Raw genomic sequence first — 18,991 nt, 5'->3', positions numbered from 1 at the left:
CTGGCCCGGCACCATGTCGCCGCGCAGGATGGCGGCCCGAAGGCCGTCCACCGCGATCGCCTTGCCGTGCTTGCCCGCCTTCAGCTGGCCATCCGCGGCCACCAACATCGCCTGCCTCAAGAAAACAACACCCGTCTCCGGCCAGAGACGGTGTTGGTGGAGGCCGATGGACGCGTCAATCGCCGGTGAGCGCCACGTGTACAGAGGAGATTGCGCTCGCGCCTTCGCCGACGGCCGGTGGTGATGCGTTTCGTCGAGCTCGCGCGGACGTCGCCGACCGCGAACACCCGGGGTGCGCTCGTCTGGAACGGCAGGGGCAGGCCGGACGATCCGGCGACCAGCCGGACATCGGTGAGGACGAAGCCGTCGTCGGCCTTGGCCACGCCGGTCAGCCAACCCGACACCGGGTCGGCGCCGACGAAGCAGAACAGCCCATGACTGGCCAGCTGTTCCGGCTGCCCGGTGGGCGAGGCCGAGCACCTGCGCGACCGTTCCGGGCGTCGCCCGCCGCGCCCCCTGATCCTGGGCGGCGCCTGCGTGCCGGCCGGGGCGCTGATCGCCGCGTTGCTCATCCGCGTGGACGTTCAGAGACGGCGGCCAGGCAGAGCCTCGCCCCGTTCCATCAGGCGCTCGATGCCTGGCCGCCGCCCCCGGCCTGCGGTACGAGGACACGTCGCTCGCCGGCGTCACCGAGAACGCGATCATCGTCATCGCGTGCGGAAGCGGTCCGGTACCACGAACTCCGGCACAACCGACCACGTGCAGGTCGTCAAAGATCCGGACGCGGCTGATGGCGACCATGGACGAGGGCCGCGTGCCGCTATCGGAGTAGAGGGCGCTTGGCCTGCTGAGTTTGGCGCCTCCAGATCGCCGCGAGGAGATCCACCGCAGCCGTGAGCTCCTCCGGCGGCGGGAAGAACGGTATTCGGATCATCTCTCCGGCCATCCCCGGCGTAGCGGCGAACGTGGCGCCGGCCGCGATCGGAACGCCGCCCTGGGCCGCCTGCCCAGCGAAGCTCTGCGCCACGGGCCGGGGCAGCCGAACCCACAGGTTCGGCCCGCCCTTGGGTACGCGGTACCGCCACCCGAGATCGGCGGCCGAGATCGCCCCGGTCAGCGCGGCCAGCGAACTCCGCAGCCGTGCGATCCGCCACTGCCGTGTCTCCCTGTAATGCTGATCCAGCAGCCAGGCGGCAAGTAGCTGCATCGGTGCCGCGCTTCCAAGGTCCAGGGCCCGCCGGCGGACCCGCAGATGTGCGGCCAGCGTTCGGTTGGTGTGGATCCACCCGATCCGCAGCCCACCCCAGAAGACCTTCGACAGGCTCCCGACCGTCAAGACGGCCGTCCCCGGCCGCAGCGCGGCCAGCGGCACGGGCGGACCCTGCCCGTCGAGTGGAAGGTCGGCCAGAACCCGATCCTCCACGATCGCGGATCCGGCCGTCTGCGCCGCCGTCAGTAGCGCATCGGCCCCATTCCGGTCGACCGCGTACCCGGTGGGATTGTGGAACGCCGTCAGGAACACCGCCGCCGGTGACGTCGCCCGGATGAGCCGTGCTGCCGCCTCCGCCTCCAGCCCGCTGTCCTCGACGGGCAGCGCGATGAGCTGTCCGCGGCCGCGCCGCCGCACCGCGTCGATGATCCCCGGGTACGTTACCGCCTCCACCGCGAACGGTCGACGCGGCCGGTACAGCACCTCGGCCGCCAGCGCCAGAGCCTGCTGAGCGCCGTTGGTGACGACTATCTCCTCCGGATGGGCGTCGATGCCGTCCCCGCGCAGCTTCCGAGCGATCGCCTCCAGCAGCACCGGGTGTCCCGCCGGGTGGTAACCGGAGGCGTGAGCGGCCGGGCTGGGCAGCAGCAGGCGCGGCTGCGCCAAGCCGTCGAGCACCGCCGGCGCGGCGTCCGGATCGGCGAGTGTCAGATCCAGCCGTGGTGCCCGCCCGGGCGGGAACAGCCCGGCCAGCGGGTCGTCCGGCGTTTCATCGCCACCAGGCGTTCGCGGCGCCACGGCCCCGACCCGTGCCACGGTGCCACGGCCTCCGACCAGCCAGCCGTCGTCACGCAGCCGACCGTACGCGGTGGTGACCGTGTTGCGTGAAACGTGCAACGCCGCCGCCAGTGCCCGCTCCGACGGCAAGCGGATGCCCGTACATACCGTGCCGCGTTCGGCCAGAACGCGCAGTGCCCCCGCCAGTCGCAGATATAGCGGTCCCGCCCCGTCCTGCCATCCAGCCAGCAGGGCTGTCAGATGCTCCAGCGTCATCCGCGGCGCGGCCCTAGGCACGGGGCCACTCTGTCACAGACTGGCCCTTGAATATAAGGGCCAGTTATTGACACTGAGGGATATGTCTTTCACACCGGACGTTGCCGGCCACCATAGTGATACCTCCGGGCCCATCCTCGACGCCGCCCGCCGCGCCACCGCCTACCTTGAGGCACGCACACAGCGCGGTATCTTCCCGGCCGAGGAGGCCTTGTCCGACCTGGCCGCCTTCCCTCGCGATCTGGCCGACGAGCCACTCCCCGCGAGCGAGGTCCTGACCATGCTCGACGAACTCGGCTCGCCGGCCACCGTGGTCACCACCGCCGGCCGCTACTTCGGCTATGTCAACGGCGGCACCGACCCCGCCGCGGCCGCCGCAGCCGTGCTGACAGGCGTCTGGGACCAGAACATCGCGCTGCCCGACATGTCGCCGATCGCCGGGCTGCTTGACGACCTGGCCGCCCGCTGGACCCTTGATCTGCTGGGACTGCCCTGTACCGCGATCGCCTCGTTCTGCTCGGGCGCCTCGATCGCCAACCTCACGTGCATCCTGGCTGCCCGCGACGCCCTGCTGCACCACAACGGCTGGAACGTCGACCGGCGGGGGCTGACCGGCGCGCCGCCCCTGAGGGTGATCGCCTCCGCGGAGATGCACGCATCAGTCGCCAAAGCCCTGCGCGCGGCCGGACTCGGCGCCGACGACGTCATCGCCGCGCCCACTGACGAGCTCGGGCGTGTACGCGCTGAGGACTTTCCCGACGCCGACGAGCGCACCCTGGTATTGCTGCAGGCCGGCAATGTCAACACTGGCCACAGCGACCCCTTCGCCGACATCATCCCCGCCATACGTGAACGTGGCGGATGGGTCCACGTCGACGGCGCCTTCGGACTATGGGCGGCCGCCTCACCTATGCACCGCCACCTCGTCAACGGCGTGGAGCAGGCCGACTCCTGGGCCACCGACGCCCATAAATGGCTCAACGCTCCTTACGACAGCGGCATCGCGATCTGCCGTGTCCCTGGTGACCTTCGCCGCGCAATGGCCTTCAACGCCGCCTACCTGTCCACCGACGCCGAACGGGCCCCTGCCCACCTCGGACTGCAGATGTCCCAGCGCGCCCGCGGCGCCGAGGTCTGGGCCATCCTCGCCCACCGCGGCCGCGCCGGCGTCGCCAGCCTGGTCGATCGGCTGTGCGCGCACGCCCAGCACATGGCTCACCTGCTGCAGGCGGCCGGAGTACGCCTGCTCGTCCCGGTCGGGCTCAACCAGGTCCTGGTGCAATTCGATGACGACGCCACCACCGACGCCGTCATCGCAGCCGTCCAGCAAGACCGCACCTGCTGGGCCGCGGGCACCAGCTGGCACGGCAGCCGCGCCATGCGCATCAGCATCTGCGACACCGCCACCACGAGCGCCGACATTGACACCTGCGCGGAGGCTATCCTCCGATGCTGGCACGCTTGTCGAGCCCTCTGACCAGCCAGGCCACGGCGCTCGCCACGAGGCGTGTGGGCCCCACATGGTGAGGATGCCCCTGAGACACCGCGCCCGAATGCCTGTGATCTTCGCGCGTGGGCATCGTTGTGTCGCTCAGCCGGATGTCGTCTCGGGATGTCCGAGCGGGCGCAAGCGATCGGTCAGGAAGGCGACGATCTCGTCCCTGGCCTTCAGCGTGGGATGTCCGTCTTCGTCGACGAGGTGGGCGGTGACGACGCTGTGAGGAGATGCGACCACGTCGGCGAAGAACGGTGGCGGGCTGGTGTTCGCGGAACTGCCCGGAAGGACACGGCCGTCGAAGGCGTCGCCGAGGAGTGCCTGATAGGCGGCGAAGCGCCAGCCGGTGCACCAGCGATCGTCGTCGAAGCGGTAGGCGAGAACCTTCAGTCCGTCGCGCGTAATACGGTCTCGGACCGCACGCGCGTCTTCGTCGCTGATCTCGAGTCCGGCGGGATCGTCCAACGGCAGCGACGGGTGATTGACCACTGGCGCGATGACAGCCGGCTCAAGCGCCATGGTGAGAGCGAAGTTGCCGGTGAAGCACAGCCCGATCGTGCCGACTCCCGGACCGCCGCATTCGGCATGGGCTTGGCGCGCGAGCCCACGTAGCCACGCCGTGACGGGGCTGGTCCCGCCACCGGCGAACGCACGGAACTCGACACTGACACACGCGCGGCGGACGACCTCCTCACCGCCTTCGACCGTGGGATAGGCGCCGTCGAACCCGAAGAGCGAGGGGACATAGACGGTGAAGCCCGCATCCCGCAGCCACCGCGCCAGCCGAAGAACGTCAGGACTGATGCCCGGCATTTCCGGCATCAACACGACGGCCGGGCCGGAACCTGCCACGTACACCGTCTTCACCATCCCCTCCACGTCGACGAGCCGGTGGGAGAAGTCCGTGATCACGTCGTCAAGTCGTCCGCTGGCAGCACTCATGGCGACAGTGTGGGCCGACGCCTTCACATCAAGAGAGAGGCCAGATCGCCATATATGCGGGCAATCTCGCCGTAGGCTGGTGGTGAGGAGGTGAGCGTGAGCGCACTACGGGTTGGTGTCCTGGCCTATCCAGGCTGCTTCGCCTCCGAGGTGTTCGGCATACCCGATCTCTTGACGATGGCCACGCACGTCGCCGGACCGGACGGCTCCGGATACGAGGTGTCGATCGTCTCGCCTCGTCGTCGTGTCACCGCATCGGGCGGTGCGGCGTTGGGCGTCTCTCCGCTGCGTGAGGTAGACGTCCTTGTCGTGCCAGGGTTCGAGCTCGTCCCGGGTCTCGACGTGGACGCGAAGCTCGCGCCCCTCGCCCCTGAAATTGCGGCGATCCGCTCATACGCTGCTGCGGGCGCTGTCGTCGTCTCGATCTGTGTCGGTGCGTTCCTGCTCGCCGAGGCCGGACTCCTCAACCGACGCCGGGCTACGACGGCCTGGCTGCTCGCCGACGAACTGGCTCGACGCTGTCCGGACACCGACGTCCGGCCCGAGCATCTGGTCGTCACCGACACGGGGGTGACAACGACGGCGGCCTTCAGTGCCATGTACGATTTCGCGCTGGATCTGATCCGCCAGCACAGCGGTGCCGGAGTGGCACGGACAACCGCACGGGTGGCGCTCGTCGACGACGCGCGATCGTCCCAGACTCCCTACGTGGACGCGAGACTTCTTCCGCAGCCCGGAACCGAGTTCTCCCACAAGGTCATGCGACGGCTCGACCAGAACCTTGCCGCCCGATACGACCTCGCCGCGTTGTCGGACACGTTCAAAGTCAGCACTCGAACACTGCTGCGGCGCTTCGCGGACGAGGCCGCCCAGAGCCCGCTGGAATACCTGCACTCGTCGCGTGTCCGTCGCGCCCGCCACCTCCTTGAGACCACGAACCGAACCGTCGCCAGCATCTCCGCCACGGTCGGATATCAGGACCCCAGCACGTTCGCCGCCCTCTTCGCCAGGCACACCGGACAACGCCCGCGGGACTACCGCGCGGCCTTCCGTCGTGCTGACTGATGGAGTGACGCCGGAGTCCTTACTTCCTGGTATGACTTGCGGACATCGACGATGGAAACACCCGGCCGCCACCTCAGCAGCGCATCCAGCGTCTCGAGACCCGTCGCGCAAGAGGCAGAGGTCTTCGGCCACAACAATGCGCACGGCACCATCATCCTCGTACGGGCCGAACCGCCCGCCGGGCTGGTGATCTCCAGGATTCCGTCGAAGACGGCGAAGCGGCGGCGCCGCCCGCGAGCCCGCCGTCGGCTCGCACGCCGACCCGCCCCGGCCGGTGTCTTCGACGCCAACGATGCTGCCGGCATCGTTCCGGGCAATGGAGATCCGCGCTTGGGTCGCGGGGCGTGCTTGATCGCGTTGGTCAGCAGTTCGCCGATTCCGAAGTACAGGGCCGACTCGATCGGCGGGTCCACGCACACCAGCACGAACGACGCCACCCACGACCACGGGTTTCCCGCCCCCACCAGATCGCTGAACACGCCGACGTCAACGCAGCCCGCAACATCGCCGCACGCGGCGCGAACGCGATCATGGGGACGGTGGGTGAGTTTTTGTCGTTCCCCGTCAAGTCTGCGTGTTGAAGTTCTTGTCGATGTCTCGCCAACGCCCTGATACCCGGCGGTGCAAACCGGAACCGGGCGGGTACCGGGCCGGACGAGGTGCGAAGAGGACGAGACGGAAGCGCTCGTCCCCGGCGTGAGGGGTGTGCCTCCAGCGCGTCCTGTTCGGGATGGCTGCGGGACAGGCTCAGAGGCTGTCTCTCCGTACTACGAGGCGCCACCAGAAGTGTCGGCGGCGAGGTGGTCGTGCAGGGCCGCGTGGCGGAACTGGTAGACCGGTCCGACCGCGCGCAGCAGGCCCAGCCGGTGGGCGTCGTCGAGAAACAGCATGATCTGTCGGGGAAGTCGCCGCTCGCGTGCAAGGAGCCGAACCGCACGGATAGACGCCACCCAGACATCGTCCAATGTCAAACCCATTCCGACCAGGAGTCCCAGCGTGAGCGCCCCCATGAGCTGCATCATGTGCAGCTCGATGATGGTGATCAACGTCATGCTCCCCCCGACCAGGGCGAGTAGAACCACGAGTAGGAACAAGAGCTCCATCACGAGCGCCGCCCGGAACCCGATGACGAGCACGGACCAAAGGACAGCTGTCCTTGCGGATCGCCAGGTTGAGATGGGAGTGCTGACCGACGTGAGAGGCGGAGGTTCGTGCGTCTTCCGAGCTAAAAGCAACTGCGCTGCGACCACCTCCCCATACTCGCCGGGCCAGACCTCAATCTCTCGATCGTCCTTCACCCGGACGGCCTCTGTGATGCCCCACCAGGTGATGTCGCGCGTGACAGCCGGGTCGAAGATGCAGGCCAGGGTGATGAGGTAGCAGCGGGTAACGTCCGGGTCGAGCCGACGGCGAGGCCGGAAGTGGTCGCCCGAATCCCTGCTGGGCGGGCGCGCCTGGATGAGGGCGGGGATGAGCTGGTCAAGCAGGTGGGCGCGCAGCGCGGCCGCATCGGCGCCTAAAGGGCCCGTCAGCGGGGTGGGGTCGGCGCCGACGCCGATGTAGACGGTGCGGATCAGCCATAAGCCCAGAGGGGTGGCGGTCAGTTCGCTCAGGCCGGACAGTTCGCGGTTCGCCAGCGCTGCCAGCACCGTCTGCCAGGTGTCGGATAGGGCGGCGGGCAGGCAGGCACGCAGGTAGTCGGCGGCGGCCTCGGAGGTGAGCTGGGCCGGGGTGATGACGGCGGCGCTGGTCAGTGGGCGTCCCGCCTCGGTCACGGCGGCGGCGAACTCGGCGGTGCGGCTGGTCAGGATGAGCTGATCAGCGGCCTGGAGGGATGTGTTGAGTGCGGCGATCACGTTGGCGCGCGCCTGCTCACCGATCTCGTCCAGGCCATCCAGGACGGGCAGGATGTCCCCGCAAGCGACCAGCGCCGCAGCGGCGTCGGCACCGAGCTCAGGGGCGCCAAGCGCCGGGTAGTAGTAGGCGAGCCGGTTGGCCAGCCAGTCCTGCAGGCGCGGATGAGCCGTCAGGTCCCAGCCGGAGACCGGCAACATCACCGGCACCGGCACGACCTCGTCTTCTCCCGCAGCGGCCTCTTCCGTGGCGCGAGTACGGAGCAGTTCCAGCAGCAGCTGGACGGCCAGGGTGGTCTTGCCCATGCCTGGCCCGCCGGTGATGACCAGCCGTCGCCGGGCCAGGGCGCGAAAGTCGCGCGCGAGAGCGGCGATATCGTCGCTGCGGCCGGTAAAGGTGAACCCGGCCGCAGGGCTGATCAGCCGCGGAGTGCTCATCACCGCCTCGTTGGCGGTGAGCTGCCAGCGGACCGGGATGGGTTCGGGGTCGTCGAGCAGCTGGTTCCGGGCCTCATCCCGCCATTGCCGGCGCACCAGATCGGCCAGCACCTCGGCGGCTCTCGTCACATTGGCGGGCCTGTTGGCAGCGGTGTTGCGTTGCTTGGCCCACGTCAAGATGGCAGCTATGGCCAGCGCCGCAGCGATCGCAACCGCAGCCAGATCAGCCACGTTGACCTTGTCGGCCCGATTCAGCGCGCGCCCCACCAAGACCACCGTCGCGACCAGCGCGACGATGGCCAGCAAGGCGGCCGTATTCCACCAATGGATGGGGCGTCGGCTCACCCCGGACATCCTCGACGCGATCCAGTACTGGCGGCCTCTATTTCGGCCCATCTCGTGCCGAATCGTGACCCATCGACACCTGACGGCGATCATTACGGACACCCTCTCCGCGCTGACGGAGCGGGGTGACGTTCGGTTCGGGCCGCTCCAGCTGCGCACGCAGTTCCTGGTTCTCCAGAGTGAGCTGGTGGACTGCCCGGACCAGCGCTGGGACGTCCTCCCTGATCTGGGCGAGTTCCTTGTTCTTGTTCGCGATCGTCTTCTTCAGCTGGGTGATAGTGGCGCGCAGCCGCACTTCGACGTCAGGGTCGCTCCGCGGGCTTGGACACGCTCATAGAACTCGTTCTTCAGGTCTCTGTGCCGCTGCGTCAGCGCGTTGCGGGGGACCTCCGCCTCCTGGGCGGGAGCGACGATGGTCAGCGCGCCGGTGGAGTTCTGCGGCGTGCCAGCCAGGATGCGATCCATGGCGGCGCGGATGCGCTCACGCTCGTCGAGGGCGGGGCTCACGTCGTGCTCTCCTGCGGGGTGATCCGGGTGCGGTCGTGGGTGTCGGCCAGGTCGCGGAGTTTGCCGGCGCGGGCGCGCAGCCGGTCGCCGACCGGCTGAGGGGCGTGGGCGGCGCGTTTGTTCAGCACGTCGGCGCGGGCGCGCAGGCCGGCGGCGTGCCGGTCGGTGCGGACGATGTTTCCGCAGCCGGGAACACAATGATCCAAGCTGGGGGTGTCTTTCACGCCGTCGCGGTGGCAGGGCGCCTGGGCGCGTTTGTAGTGGCAGAGCACGAACGCTTGCGGGTTGTCATAGATCATGACGTCCTCGTTGGCGATCAGCTTCCGGGCGGTGGTCACGCTGATGGTCGTGCCTTCGAAGACGAGGGCGCGGGCGGCGGCCTTGATCACGCGCCGCGCCGCAAGTCCAGAGATGCCTTCCCCGGCCTGCATGCCGTCTTTCAGATCAGCGACGGTGTCGGCAGTCGCCAGAACGGTCTCGACATCGATGAGCTCGTGAATGCCGCCACGGCTGCGCGATCCCTCCGACACGAGCGTGGAGCGCAGGTGCCCGTACTGGGTGGCGAGCGCGACGAGACCGTTTCGGCCTGCGAGCGATATGCCAGGCCAACGACCTTCGAAACCGTGCAGTTCCGACATTGCCGTGAGGGTCGGGCGGGATCAGCTGATCTTTGAGCCCGCAGGCTGTCGCTTCCGCGTTCGCCCAGGCGATGAAATCTTCGATGCGGGTGTTGAGCGGTCCCGTCTTGAGCGAGCCCGTGCCAGGCCGGTTCGCGTGCAGGTCGTGGGCGTTATGGTCGAACAGCAGACAGCCGTCGGGCACCATGCGTTCCAGGACTCGGATGGCGTTGACCACCGGCCTTATCGCAACCCAGGGAACGTCGCGTTCCATCCCTGCGGATCGGTGGTTGCCGTGTTCATCGACGGCGTTCTTGTACTCGTGGCCACGGATCAGGTGCCGCCGCTGGTGACGTGCTCGTCGGGTTCGGGATCGGGGCAGCATCCGGTTCGCAGGCCGAGAACTACTGGTGGAAGGTACTTATTCCGAGCGTGCACTATTCGCGGCCGACGTTGTGGGCTGCAATCGCTCGGTCGGGGCTGTGATGGCAGGTGATGCCTCCGTCACTTCAGGTGCCGTGCGACGGGCGCGAACGGCAGTGTTGAAGCATGTCTGGGTCGAGGTCGAAGCCACCGAACGGTCGTTCCCGACGCCGGAGCCGAGCGATGCTCATTGCCTCCATCGTGCTACTGGCCGGGCTGCTGACGGTAGGCATGGTCGGACTGCTGATCGATCCGTTGCATCTGCCTGCACCTCTGCTGTCGGTGCTGGATCAGCGGGCCAGTGTGATCAGCATGTTCATTGGTGCGGCAGGGCTGACGGTCTCGGTGTTCGCAGTGTTCCGTCGTCCCGAGGATGAAGGACAGGCGCTCCCCCATGGCGGGGACCACCTCCATGGACTTCACGGCGAGATGGACGTCGGTGCCTTGCCCACTGCGGCGCACACCTTGCCTCCCGATGTCGCCTCGTTCACCGGGCGCCACGCCGAGATAGACCAGGTGCTCAGGGCATTGCCGAGCGGGACACGTGCCGGCGTCGTGGGGATCAGCGCAATCGACGGGATGGCCGGGGTAGGCAAGACCGCCTTCGCCGTGCACGCCGCCCACCGGCTCGCTGCCCGGTTCCCCGACGGGCAGTTGTTCGTGCGCCTTCATGGCCATACTCCCGGTCAGCTCCCGGTCGACCCCGCTGACGCCCTGTCCACGTTGCTGTTATGGGCTGGCATCGCACCGCAGCACATCCCTTCAGACACGGAGGCCCGCGCGGGGTTGTGGCGGGATCGGATGTCAGGCAAGAAGGCGCTCGTGGTGCTGGACGACGCCGCCGACAGTGAGCAGGTCCAGCCGTTGCTGCCCGGCGCCTCCGGGACGTTGGTTCTGGTCACCAGCCGTCGGCGGCTCACCGCCTTGCCAGGTGCGAAGACCATCACCCTGGACGTGCTGCCGCCCCGGGAAGCCGCGCACTTGTTCGTCCTGGTGGCCGACCGTCCCGGCCGGTTCCCCGGCGATCCAGAGGTCGCTCAGGTCGTCGCATTGTGCGGATTCCTGCCTCTGGCCATCAGCCTGGCGGGCGGGCAGCTCAAGCATCATCCGGCGTGGACCGTCGCCAACCTGGTGGCCGACCTCGCTTCGGCGGCGGATCGCCCGAGTTCCCTGCAGGCCGAGAACGTCTCGGTCACTGCCGCCTTCCACGTGTCGTACCGAAATCTGCAGGAAGACCAGCGGCGCCTGTTTCGCCGACTCGGTCTCCACCCAGGAACGGACATCGATGTCCACGCCGCGGCCGCCCTGGGCGACATTGATCTGGCCACGGCCCGCCGGCGACTGGACGATCTGTTCGCCTACCACCTAGTCAACGAGCCGGTCCGAGGCCGCTATCGCTTTCACGATCTGATCCGCCGGCACGCCCATGCTCGCGCCCTGGCCGAAGAGAGCGAGGAAGTGCGGAACGCGGCTGGGAAACGGCTGCTGGACTATTACCTTCACGCCGCCCGCGACGCGGATCGTCATACGACGCAAGGGGTTCCCGCCGGCGTGCCGGAAGTGAGCGCCGTTCGGCCGGCGTGGCTGCCGGACCTGTCGACCTGGGAGCGAGCCGTCGCCTGGATGGAAGCCGAACGGCTCAATCTCCATGCCGCCGTCGACCACGCCCTGTCGCACGGCTGGTTTGGACATGCGGTCGCCATTCCCGCCGCGATGCTCGGCTTCCTCCGCGTCCACGGCCACTGGCACCAGGCCCTGCACCTTCATCGGGTCGCCTTGGAGACGGCACGCAACGTCAGCGATCCCCTCGCAGAGGCTAACGTGCTCAACGACCTGGGCGTCCTTCAGAGCTGGGCCGGTGACCATCGGGAGGCCACCGAGACCTTGTCCCGGGCGAGGGACCTGTACCACGCCTCCGGCAACCCGCTCGGCGAGGCGAATGCGCTCACGTACCTCGGCTCCCTCCAAGGCCGCGCGGACGATCTCGAGATGGCGATGGCCAGTCTCACCCGGGCCCTTGAGCTGCATCGGGCCACCGGCAACCGGATCGGGGAGGCCAACACCCTCAACAACCTGGGCATCGTCCGGCACCTGACCGGGGATCACCGGGCCGGGATCGCCGGCCTCGTGCACGCACGCGACCTGCACCGTGCCATCGGCAACCGGCTTCGGGAGGCCAGCGCCATACACAATCTGGGCTGCGTGCAGCAGGCAACCGGGGAGCACTGGGCAGGTATCGCCGATCTCGTATGGGCTCTTGAGGTCTACCGGGTCCTCGGCGACCCCCTCGGGCAGGCCCACGCGCTTAATGACCTGGGAGCCGCCCAGCAGGCGACCGGAGATCTGCTCGCGGCCGCCACCAGCCTCGCACGTGCGCTGGAACTGTATCGAGCCCTTGGCAACCGGGCGGGAGAGGCCGAGGCGCTCACTGCTCTCGGCGTCGTATGCCGATTGACCGGCGACCCTCAAGCCGCCACGGCCGCCCTCGTCACGGCCCTGGAACTGCACCGAAGCCTGGGCAACCGCTCCGGAGAAGCAGTGGTCCACAACGATCTGCGCGAACTATCGCTCGCCTGCTCCAGAACGTCCGGAGCGGGAGCCCTTCATCCTCGACGAGATCACGACCAGTCGTCAGCCGCAGCCCTCTCGCGCAGGCGAAGAGCCCTCGCGGTCCGGCGGTTCTCGTATCGAGGCTGGTAACCCTACGCTTGTACGTCGCCGTATCCGAATGCCGCTCCTTGCCCCGACCACGCGATCGCGCAGGATGCGCCAGCGCGCGGCGAGTTCCTCGCGGTATGGCCACGGAGCGCGTGTCCAGGTACGGGCCGAAATGCCTTGCAGCGTGGAGACGGTGCAAGCAACCCACGTCCGCCTCTCCCAGTCTTCCTCTCGCCTGTGTCCACCGGACGGAACGGCGGCCCTTAGGCTTTCCTCTGGGCGAGCATGTGCGCATTCGGGCACTATCCCTCTGATCCACTGGATGCTCCATGGCGCCTTAAATCTTGGCCAGCTCCAGACGAAGTGAGAGCTGGCTATCGAACCGTTCAGCAGGGCCGGATCAGTCGGCGATATTGCATCGATTAGGCCTCGATGCTTCTGGAGTAGTCGACTACCACCCATCTCTTCGAGATTCACTTCCAAGTAGGAATATTCTCTCGAAGGTCGTTTCTCTCCCGTGCGCATCCCTGTTAAGTACGAGCAGACCACGAAAGCCGCTGTGCCCAGGTGCCGCATCAGATCGGCGGCCTCGTTGAAGTCGAGCGCCTCCCGCCACGGAGCTCCGGCGATTCAGCCGGTCACCGGGATGTTCAAGGGGCAAGGTCCCGGTCGGCTGGCCACTGCGGCCTTCAAATCGCCCCGTTGAGAAAACCTCTCCATCTGCCATGCGGAGGCGCCGGTCATGCCGCCAACGTAGGAGCGGGCCAAAGCCACGCGGCCGAAGTTCGTCGTAGCCGGGACCGGAGTCATCCCGGTGATCCGCGGGCCAAGGTAGGCGTGCAGCGCTGCTTCCCCCGCAGGTGTGGCGAGGTTCGAGCACCTACTTCGCTGACGCAGTAGCAGACCGATGCGAGCATTCCGTCGCGGACAACTGCGGCAGCGGGTTGCCGCCGGACGGGCGGGTTTAGATCAGGCGGATGTCTGTACCTTGCGGTGCTTGCGCATGATGTCGGCGGCGAAGTTGACGGTCTCCTCTTCGCAGTGCCGCCGGATGAACAGGCCCAGCACGATCGTGCGCGCCAGGACCGCCAGTACGCGAGGCAGGATCACCTCGACGGAGCACACGAACGTGGACGACGTCGCGGACTGCGGCGTGGCCGTGAGCGTCCATCGCACCGCGCCGGTCACCGGGACGAGATGGAACAGGTAGATGCGGCTCGCGGTCGAGTACATTTCGACGAACGACTTTTCCGCCCGCACGACCCGGTAGTGCTGGATGATGAGATTGCCGCCCACCGACTCGGCGTTGACCATGCCGCGGCCTTTTTCGTCGGTATATGTGCCCGCACCGTGGTGGCCTCGTGCACAGGCCCGATATTCGTCGTCGGAGAGGCCCAAGAGCCAGTTTTCCAGGTCGATTTCCGGGCTGGGCGCGTCCACCGTCGCATATGCGGTGTGCTTGATGGTCATAGTGATGCCCTTCGTCGACGGAACCGGCGGCTGAAATCCGTCGGCGACAGATGGACCCGCACGCCCCCACCTTCTTGGCGCTTGGCTCTTCGCCGATCTCAATTCTCACAGGCTAGATCGAGGCACTTGATGACGAGTGAACCGATCGTTCAGTGATCGTCAATTACCCGTGATTTACCTTGACCATCAAAGATTGCCCCCTTCTTCGGCGAGGTGACATCCATGGCCCTGGACGAAGCCACGGCCCAGTTCTTGAAGCAACTGGGCGAGGCGGGCAGCAGCCCACTTCACGAGATGACCCCGGCAGCGGCCCGCACCATGTATACGCAGCTGCACAGCCTGTCCGGCCAGGGCCCGCCTATGGCCCGCGCCGAGGACGTCACCATCGCATCGGAGGACGGCGCCTCGTTCCCGGCCCGCGTCTTGACCCCGACGACGGCCCCGCGCGGCGTGGTCGTGTATTACCACGGCGGCGGCTGGACCGTCGGCGGCATCGACGACGTCGACGCCGTGGGCAGGCAGCTGGCCGAGCGCACGAACTGCACCGTCGTCCTGGTGGGCTACCGCCTTGCCCCCGAGCACCGCTTCCCAGCCGCGCCCAGCGACGCCTACGCCGCCCTGTGCTGGGCCGGCGCCGCGCTGCCCGGACAGCCGATCGTCGTGGCGGGCGACAGCGCGGGCGGCAACCTGTCGACCGTCGTGGCCCGGCGTGCCAGGGACGACGGCGGTCCGGCCATCGACCTGCAGGTGCTCATCTACCCGGCCACCGACTGCGACCTGGACAGAGCCTCCTACCACGACCCGGCTAACCAGCTCCTGCTCGATCGGCACGCGATGGTCTGGTTCTGGGACCACTACGTGCCCGACCCGGCCCAGCGCGCGGACCCGGACGCCTCTCCCCTGCGGGCCGTGGACCTGTCGGGGTTGCCGCCCGCCGTCCTCGTGCTTCCCGAGCACGACGTGCTGAGTGAGGAGGGCGAAGCCTACGCCGAGCGGTTGCGCCAGGCGGGTGTGCCCGTCCGGCTCCAGCGCGCCGACGGCCAGATGCACGCCTTCTTCCCCCTGGTCGGCGTGCTGCCTGGCAGCGCGGCGGCGCTCGCCCGGGTCGCGGAGTCCATAGACGCGGCCCTGCGCGTACGGTCGGCGCGGGGGCACGTCTGAATGTAATGAGCTGGATGAGTAGTTCCGTTGTCCGAGCCGTCGCGCGGGTTGATGTCGAATGCGCGCGACGTCGGGCCAATGTCGTGGCCTGGGGGTGGCTGAATCCATGTCGAGTGACGGCCTTCAGGCTTCCCTCAGCAAATGGAGAAGCTGAACATCCCGCCAAGTCGGCGGATCTCCTCCAGCGGGTACGGAGTCTTCCTGCTCTGGCCATGGAACGTGCCATTGAAGGGGTGCCGGTACGGGGGCGAGCCGGGTGGTGGTCTTGTCGTGGAAGCCGGGAGTCTTGGCGATGACGGGTGCGGGGCTTGGAGAACCAGTTGCCGAAGGGCGGCGGTCCGGGCGGCTCGGCCGCGGATGCCAAGGTCGCAGACCTGGTCGGCGGGGCTGTGGTGATGCGGTGGCTGGCCGGCTCCGCCCTTCAGCGTCCTGCCTGGTCTTGGTCGAGTTCGGCCAGGAGCGTCTCGGCGCGGCGAGCGAAGAGGTGGGCCCCGCGTTCGTCGGATCGGGCCCGGGCTGCTTCGGCGGCGGCTCGTACGACGTCGACGGGTTCGCCGCGGGCGTGCAGCAGGCGCGCGCGCAGCAGCAGGAGAAGTCCTTCGGCATAGCGTTGGCCGTGGGCCTTGACGGCCTGGTCGGCCCGGTCGAGGGCGGTCGCGGCCTTGTCGGGCATCTCGGCTGCCAGCCACATCTCGGCGATCAGTCCGTAGTAGTAGGCGAGGCCCCATCGCTGCGGGTCGAGCAGGGTCGCGGCCAGGAGATGTTCGGCCTTGGCCGCGTTGCCGGCCGGGTCGTCGCCGGTGAGGGCACGGGCCCAGTACCAGTCCAGCCGTATATAGGTTTCCTGCGCGACGCCGGGAAGGTCGGCGCCGACCGCGACCCACCGCTCGGTCGCGTGCATCGCCCAGGCCGCGTCACCGGCCATCGAGGCAGCCATGGTTTGGTAGCGGACCCAGCCCGACATCTCAAAAGGGTCTCCCTCGGCCTGGTACACCGTGTCGAGCAGGGACCGCGCCGTCTCGACATCGCCCTGCAGCGCGGTGATCACGGCCAGATAACCGACCCACTCATCCGGGATCCTCCAACGTCCGAGGTCGTCGCGGCGTCGGACCGGGACACCCCCGACCTGGTCGGCAAGGTGGTACAGGCTTTCCTGAGCCGGCCTTGGGTGCGGGTCGGCCGAGTTCGCGAGCAGCGAGGTAACGCCGTCCGCAGTGGTATGGCCTAGCCAGCTGAAACACTGATACGCCGCGCCGATATCGCCGATGTCCCATTGGTGTAGGCCCCAGGCCTGCCGGCCGTACGCCTGGATGATCGGGTCCGCGGACGCCTGGCCTTGCTGATGCAGCCGGCGAGCCCACATCGCACGGTCTTTCTCGGTGGAGACGTAGGCCCCGGTCATCCGAACGAAGAGAAACTCGGCGGCGGCCGTTTCGCGGCCCAGTCTGCGGGCAAGATATGCGCCCCGTTCCAGCAGGTCGAACGTCGAGCCGCCAAATCCCGGGGGCTCTACGGCGAGGAGGTTGAGCAGCGACAGGACGGACAGTTCCAGCTCCAGCAGCCCTGCCGTCCGGGCGATCTGGACGGCCGATTCCAGGTTCCGATGGGCGGCTGCGAACGCGAGCTTGGTTGCCGCGCGGCGACCGGCGCGCGCCAGTGCCTTCGCGGTGCGAACCGGGTCGGCCAGGGGGCCGGCGCCCCGCAGGTGGTAGGCGAGGCGTTCGGCGACGGACTCGTCGTCCGCATGGATGTGTTCGAGGGCGTCGGCGACGCGCAGATGCAGCTGGACGGCCTGCTGCCGCGCTATGGTCTCGGTGACCGACTCGCGGACCAGGTCGTGCGCGAAACGCCACAAGAACGGGTCTTCCGGCTTGGTCTCCAGGAGACCGAGTGCTTGCAGTGGTTCGAGGCGTTCGAGGCAGTCCGCGATGTCGACGCCGATCGCGCGGGCGAGCAGGTCGAGGTCCACGTCGCGGCCGATGACCGCGGCGATGCGGAGCAGGCCGTGAGCGCTGTCGTCGAGACCGGCCATCCGATCGCGGACGACGTCTCGCACGGTGGCCGGCACCCCGACCCTTGCTGATGCGCCGCCGTCGCCGAGCGAGCCGCCGTCGCTGAGCAGCCGGGACAGCTCCTGGACGAAGAATGGATTGCCGGCGGTGCGGGCATGGATGCCGCGGGCGACTTCGGCACCGGGATCGTGGCCGGTTTCGCGGCGGATGAGCTCCGTCACGTCGGTCAAGCTGAGCGGGCCGAGCCGGATCCTGCGGTGGCCGGGCAGCCGGCTGGCCGCGGCCAGGACCCGCGACAGATCAGAGCTGGGTGTGGGTGCGCGATCGCGTAGCGCGCCGATGATCACCGCGCCGGCGGGTAGCCGGGCCGCCAGGTGGCCGAACAGCTGGAGCGAGGCGGCGTCGGCCCACTGCAGGTCATCGACGATCAGCAGCATGGGTCGTTGCGCCGAGGCCTGCCCGACGACGGTGACGACCTGCTCGAACAGGCGGAACTGCGCACCGCTGTCGGGAATCGCCGGCCCGGCGGCGTAGTCGTCTCGCGATTCGAGGAGGCTGCCGAGCTCACTGGCGAGCCACTTCTCCCGCAACGGCGCGGGCAGACTGTCGAGGATCGGGGGGAGCGTCTGTTCCCAGGGCCACATCGATGGTGTTCCGTCGCCTTCCAGACACGAACCCCAGACGACCAGAGCGCCACGCCGGCTCGCTTCGGTGGCGATCTCTCGCACCAGGCGGGTCTTGCCTACGCCCGGTTCGCCTTCGACGATGCGGAGCTCTGGGCGGCCAGTGAATGCCGTCTCGACGGCTTGCCGCAGGAGGGCGAGCTCCTCGACCCTGCCGACCAGGCCCGCCGCCGCACCCGGGGGTGCGCTCGCATGTCCGCGATCCGGACCCGCCACCGGCGACCACGCCTCAGGTTGCCGCAGCACGCGCAGGTGGGCGGCCTGCAGCGCCGGACCGGGGTCGATGCCGAGCTCCTCTGCGAGGCGGTCACGTACCGTGCGGAACGCCGACAGCGCCTCCGCCTGCCGTCCAGCGGCGCCGAGGGCGGCGATAAGGCCGGCATGCACGGGTTCGTGGAACGGCGCCATCGACGCGGCCAGCCGCAACGGCGGAATCACCCACTCCGGTCGGCGTAACGACACGGCCAGTTCGGCCGCTGCCGTGCAGGCGGTGTGAAACTCGTCGTCGAGAGCGGCCAAGATCGCCATCGCGGTCGATCCAAAGGAAAATCCGTCCCCCGCGGGGCCCCGCCAGAGGCCGAGCGCAGTGACGTAATGGTCGAGCGCCACTTCGCGAGCTTGCTGGGCGAGGGCGGCCCGTGCGGCTTCGAGGTGTTCCCGGAACATGACGAGGTCCAGCGTGCCGGGGCCGGCGCTGAACACGTACGCACTGCCGCGCAGGTGCAGGTATGTACCGGCTGCCCGGACAGGGACCTCGGGTTCGAGCACCCGCCGCAATGCCCCGACGTATTTCTGGATGACGTTGAGCGCGCTGGCGGGGGCGTCATCGGCCCAGATCAGGTCGATCAATTCTCTCGTACTGACCGGATGGCCCACACGCACCAGGAGCAGGGCCAACAGCTGCGCCTGCTGCCGGGGGCCGGCGTCCAGTTCGGCGCGGTCGCGCCACAGCCGCAACGGACCGAGTATCTGTAAGCGTAACGAACCGGCGCCGGATGGCGGACCTTCGCCGTCGGGCCGAACGGAATGAGCCAGCCCAGTCACGTCTGTCGACTCCCG

13 protein-coding genes are annotated in these 18,991 nt (G+C 68.4%); 4 read left to right on the top strand and 9 right to left on the bottom strand.

The features are described from left to right. Positions 1–116 precede the first annotated feature (116 nt). Together ABEA43_RS52695 and ABEA43_RS52690 are read right to left on the bottom strand one after the other, a co-directional pair. Entirely contained in the window at positions 117–572 is a 456-nt protein-coding gene (locus ABEA43_RS52695) for a hypothetical protein (protein ID WP_345574161.1), read from the bottom strand. Positions 573–820: 248 nt separating this feature from the next. Next, positions 821–2,284, bottom strand: coding sequence for an aminotransferase-like domain-containing protein (locus ABEA43_RS52690; RefSeq protein WP_345574159.1), 1,464 nt, complete (start codon positions 2,282–2,284; stop codon positions 821–823). Between the two features lie 61 nt (positions 2,285–2,345). Between ABEA43_RS52690 and ABEA43_RS52685 the strand changes: the two genes are divergently transcribed. Then, complete coding sequence (locus ABEA43_RS52685) at positions 2,346–3,740, top strand: pyridoxal phosphate-dependent decarboxylase family protein (protein ID WP_345574157.1); 1,395 nt, start codon at positions 2,346–2,348, stop codon at positions 3,738–3,740. Between the two features lie 114 nt (positions 3,741–3,854). On the opposite strand, the gene ABEA43_RS52680 is transcribed toward ABEA43_RS52685, so the two are convergent. Next, positions 3,855–4,700, bottom strand: a complete 846-nt coding sequence (locus ABEA43_RS52680; RefSeq protein ID WP_345574155.1) for a dienelactone hydrolase family protein — start codon at positions 4,698–4,700, stop codon at positions 3,855–3,857. 96 nt (positions 4,701–4,796) lie between these two features. On the opposite strand from ABEA43_RS52680, the gene ABEA43_RS52675 reads away from it, so the two are divergent. Then, a complete protein-coding gene (locus ABEA43_RS52675; protein WP_345574153.1) occupies positions 4,797–5,765 on the top strand; it encodes a GlxA family transcriptional regulator in 969 nt (322 codons plus the stop codon). A 767-nt stretch (positions 5,766–6,532) separates the two neighbouring features. Here the strand turns inward: ABEA43_RS52675 and ABEA43_RS52670 are convergent. From ABEA43_RS52670 to ABEA43_RS52655, 4 genes are read right to left on the bottom strand one after another with little or no spacing between them, the layout of a single operon-like run. Further along, a complete protein-coding gene (locus ABEA43_RS52670; RefSeq protein ID WP_345574151.1) occupies positions 6,533–8,401 on the bottom strand; it encodes an NACHT domain-containing protein in 1,869 nt (622 codons plus the stop codon). A 37-nt stretch (positions 8,402–8,438) separates the two neighbouring features. Then, the gene (locus tag ABEA43_RS52665; protein WP_345574149.1) at positions 8,439–8,696 is read right to left on the bottom strand and encodes a hypothetical protein; all 258 of its coding nucleotides are present in this window, start codon (positions 8,694–8,696) and stop codon (positions 8,439–8,441) included. Then, positions 8,666–8,908 (bottom strand): hypothetical protein, encoded by a 243-nt coding sequence (locus tag ABEA43_RS52660; protein WP_345574147.1) that lies wholly within the window; start codon positions 8,906–8,908, stop codon positions 8,666–8,668. Before ABEA43_RS52660 ends, ABEA43_RS52665 begins: the two co-directional genes overlap by 31 nt. After that, positions 8,905–9,546 (bottom strand): hypothetical protein, encoded by a 642-nt coding sequence (locus ABEA43_RS52655; protein ID WP_345574145.1) that lies wholly within the window; start codon positions 9,544–9,546, stop codon positions 8,905–8,907. The genes ABEA43_RS52660 and ABEA43_RS52655 overlap by 4 nt, the downstream gene beginning before the upstream one ends. Before the next feature lie 585 nt (positions 9,547–10,131). Between ABEA43_RS52655 and ABEA43_RS52650 the strand changes: the two genes are divergently transcribed. Continuing rightward, positions 10,132–12,648: an ATP-binding protein gene (locus ABEA43_RS52650; RefSeq protein WP_345574143.1), complete on the top strand. Its 2,517-nt coding sequence runs from the start codon at positions 10,132–10,134 to the stop codon at positions 12,646–12,648. Positions 12,649–13,575: 927 nt separating this feature from the next. On the opposite strand, the gene ABEA43_RS52645 is transcribed toward ABEA43_RS52650, so the two are convergent. Further along, entirely contained in the window at positions 13,576–14,076 is a 501-nt protein-coding gene (locus tag ABEA43_RS52645; RefSeq protein ID WP_345574141.1) for a hypothetical protein, read from the bottom strand. Between the two features lie 222 nt (positions 14,077–14,298). On the opposite strand from ABEA43_RS52645, the gene ABEA43_RS52640 reads away from it, so the two are divergent. Continuing rightward, positions 14,299–15,237: an alpha/beta hydrolase gene (locus ABEA43_RS52640; RefSeq protein WP_345574139.1), complete on the top strand. Its 939-nt coding sequence runs from the start codon at positions 14,299–14,301 to the stop codon at positions 15,235–15,237. 421 nt (positions 15,238–15,658) lie between these two features. Here the strand turns inward: ABEA43_RS52640 and ABEA43_RS52635 are convergent, their stop codons facing one another. Next, positions 15,659–18,889 carry a BTAD domain-containing putative transcriptional regulator gene (locus ABEA43_RS52635; protein WP_345574137.1) on the bottom strand — a complete coding sequence of 1,077 codons (3,231 nt, stop codon included), beginning with the start codon at positions 18,887–18,889 and terminating at the stop codon, positions 15,659–15,661. Positions 18,890–18,991: the final 102 nt, after the last annotated feature.

The sequence above is a fragment of the Nonomuraea rosea genome (assembly GCF_039539705.1).
Classification (GTDB): domain Bacteria; phylum Actinomycetota; class Actinomycetes; order Streptosporangiales; family Streptosporangiaceae; genus Nonomuraea; species Nonomuraea rosea.
Note: the sequence above shows the minus strand (reverse complement) of the source record. Positions and strands in the feature narration are given on the sequence as shown.

Bases quoted from the DNA above. Each gene is read 5' to 3' on its own strand.
- ABEA43_RS52650 (WP_345574143.1), top strand. From the start codon at position 10,132: ATGCTCATTGCCTCCATCGTGCTACTGGCCGGGCTGCTGACGGTAGGC.
- ABEA43_RS52685 (WP_345574157.1), top strand. From the start codon at position 2,346: ATGTCTTTCACACCGGACGTTGCCGGCCACCATAGTGATACCTCCGGG.
- ABEA43_RS52695 (WP_345574161.1), bottom strand. From the start codon at position 572: ATGAGCAACGCGGCGATCAGCGCCCCGGCCGGCACGCAGGCGCCGCCC.
- ABEA43_RS52640 (WP_345574139.1), top strand. From the start codon at position 14,299: ATGGCCCTGGACGAAGCCACGGCCCAGTTCTTGAAGCAACTGGGCGAG.
- ABEA43_RS52655 (WP_345574145.1), bottom strand. From the start codon at position 9,546: ATGTCGGAACTGCACGGTTTCGAAGGTCGTTGGCCTGGCATATCGCTC.
- ABEA43_RS52680 (WP_345574155.1), bottom strand. From the start codon at position 4,700: ATGAGTGCTGCCAGCGGACGACTTGACGACGTGATCACGGACTTCTCC.
- ABEA43_RS52645 (WP_345574141.1), bottom strand. From the start codon at position 14,076: ATGACCATCAAGCACACCGCATATGCGACGGTGGACGCGCCCAGCCCG.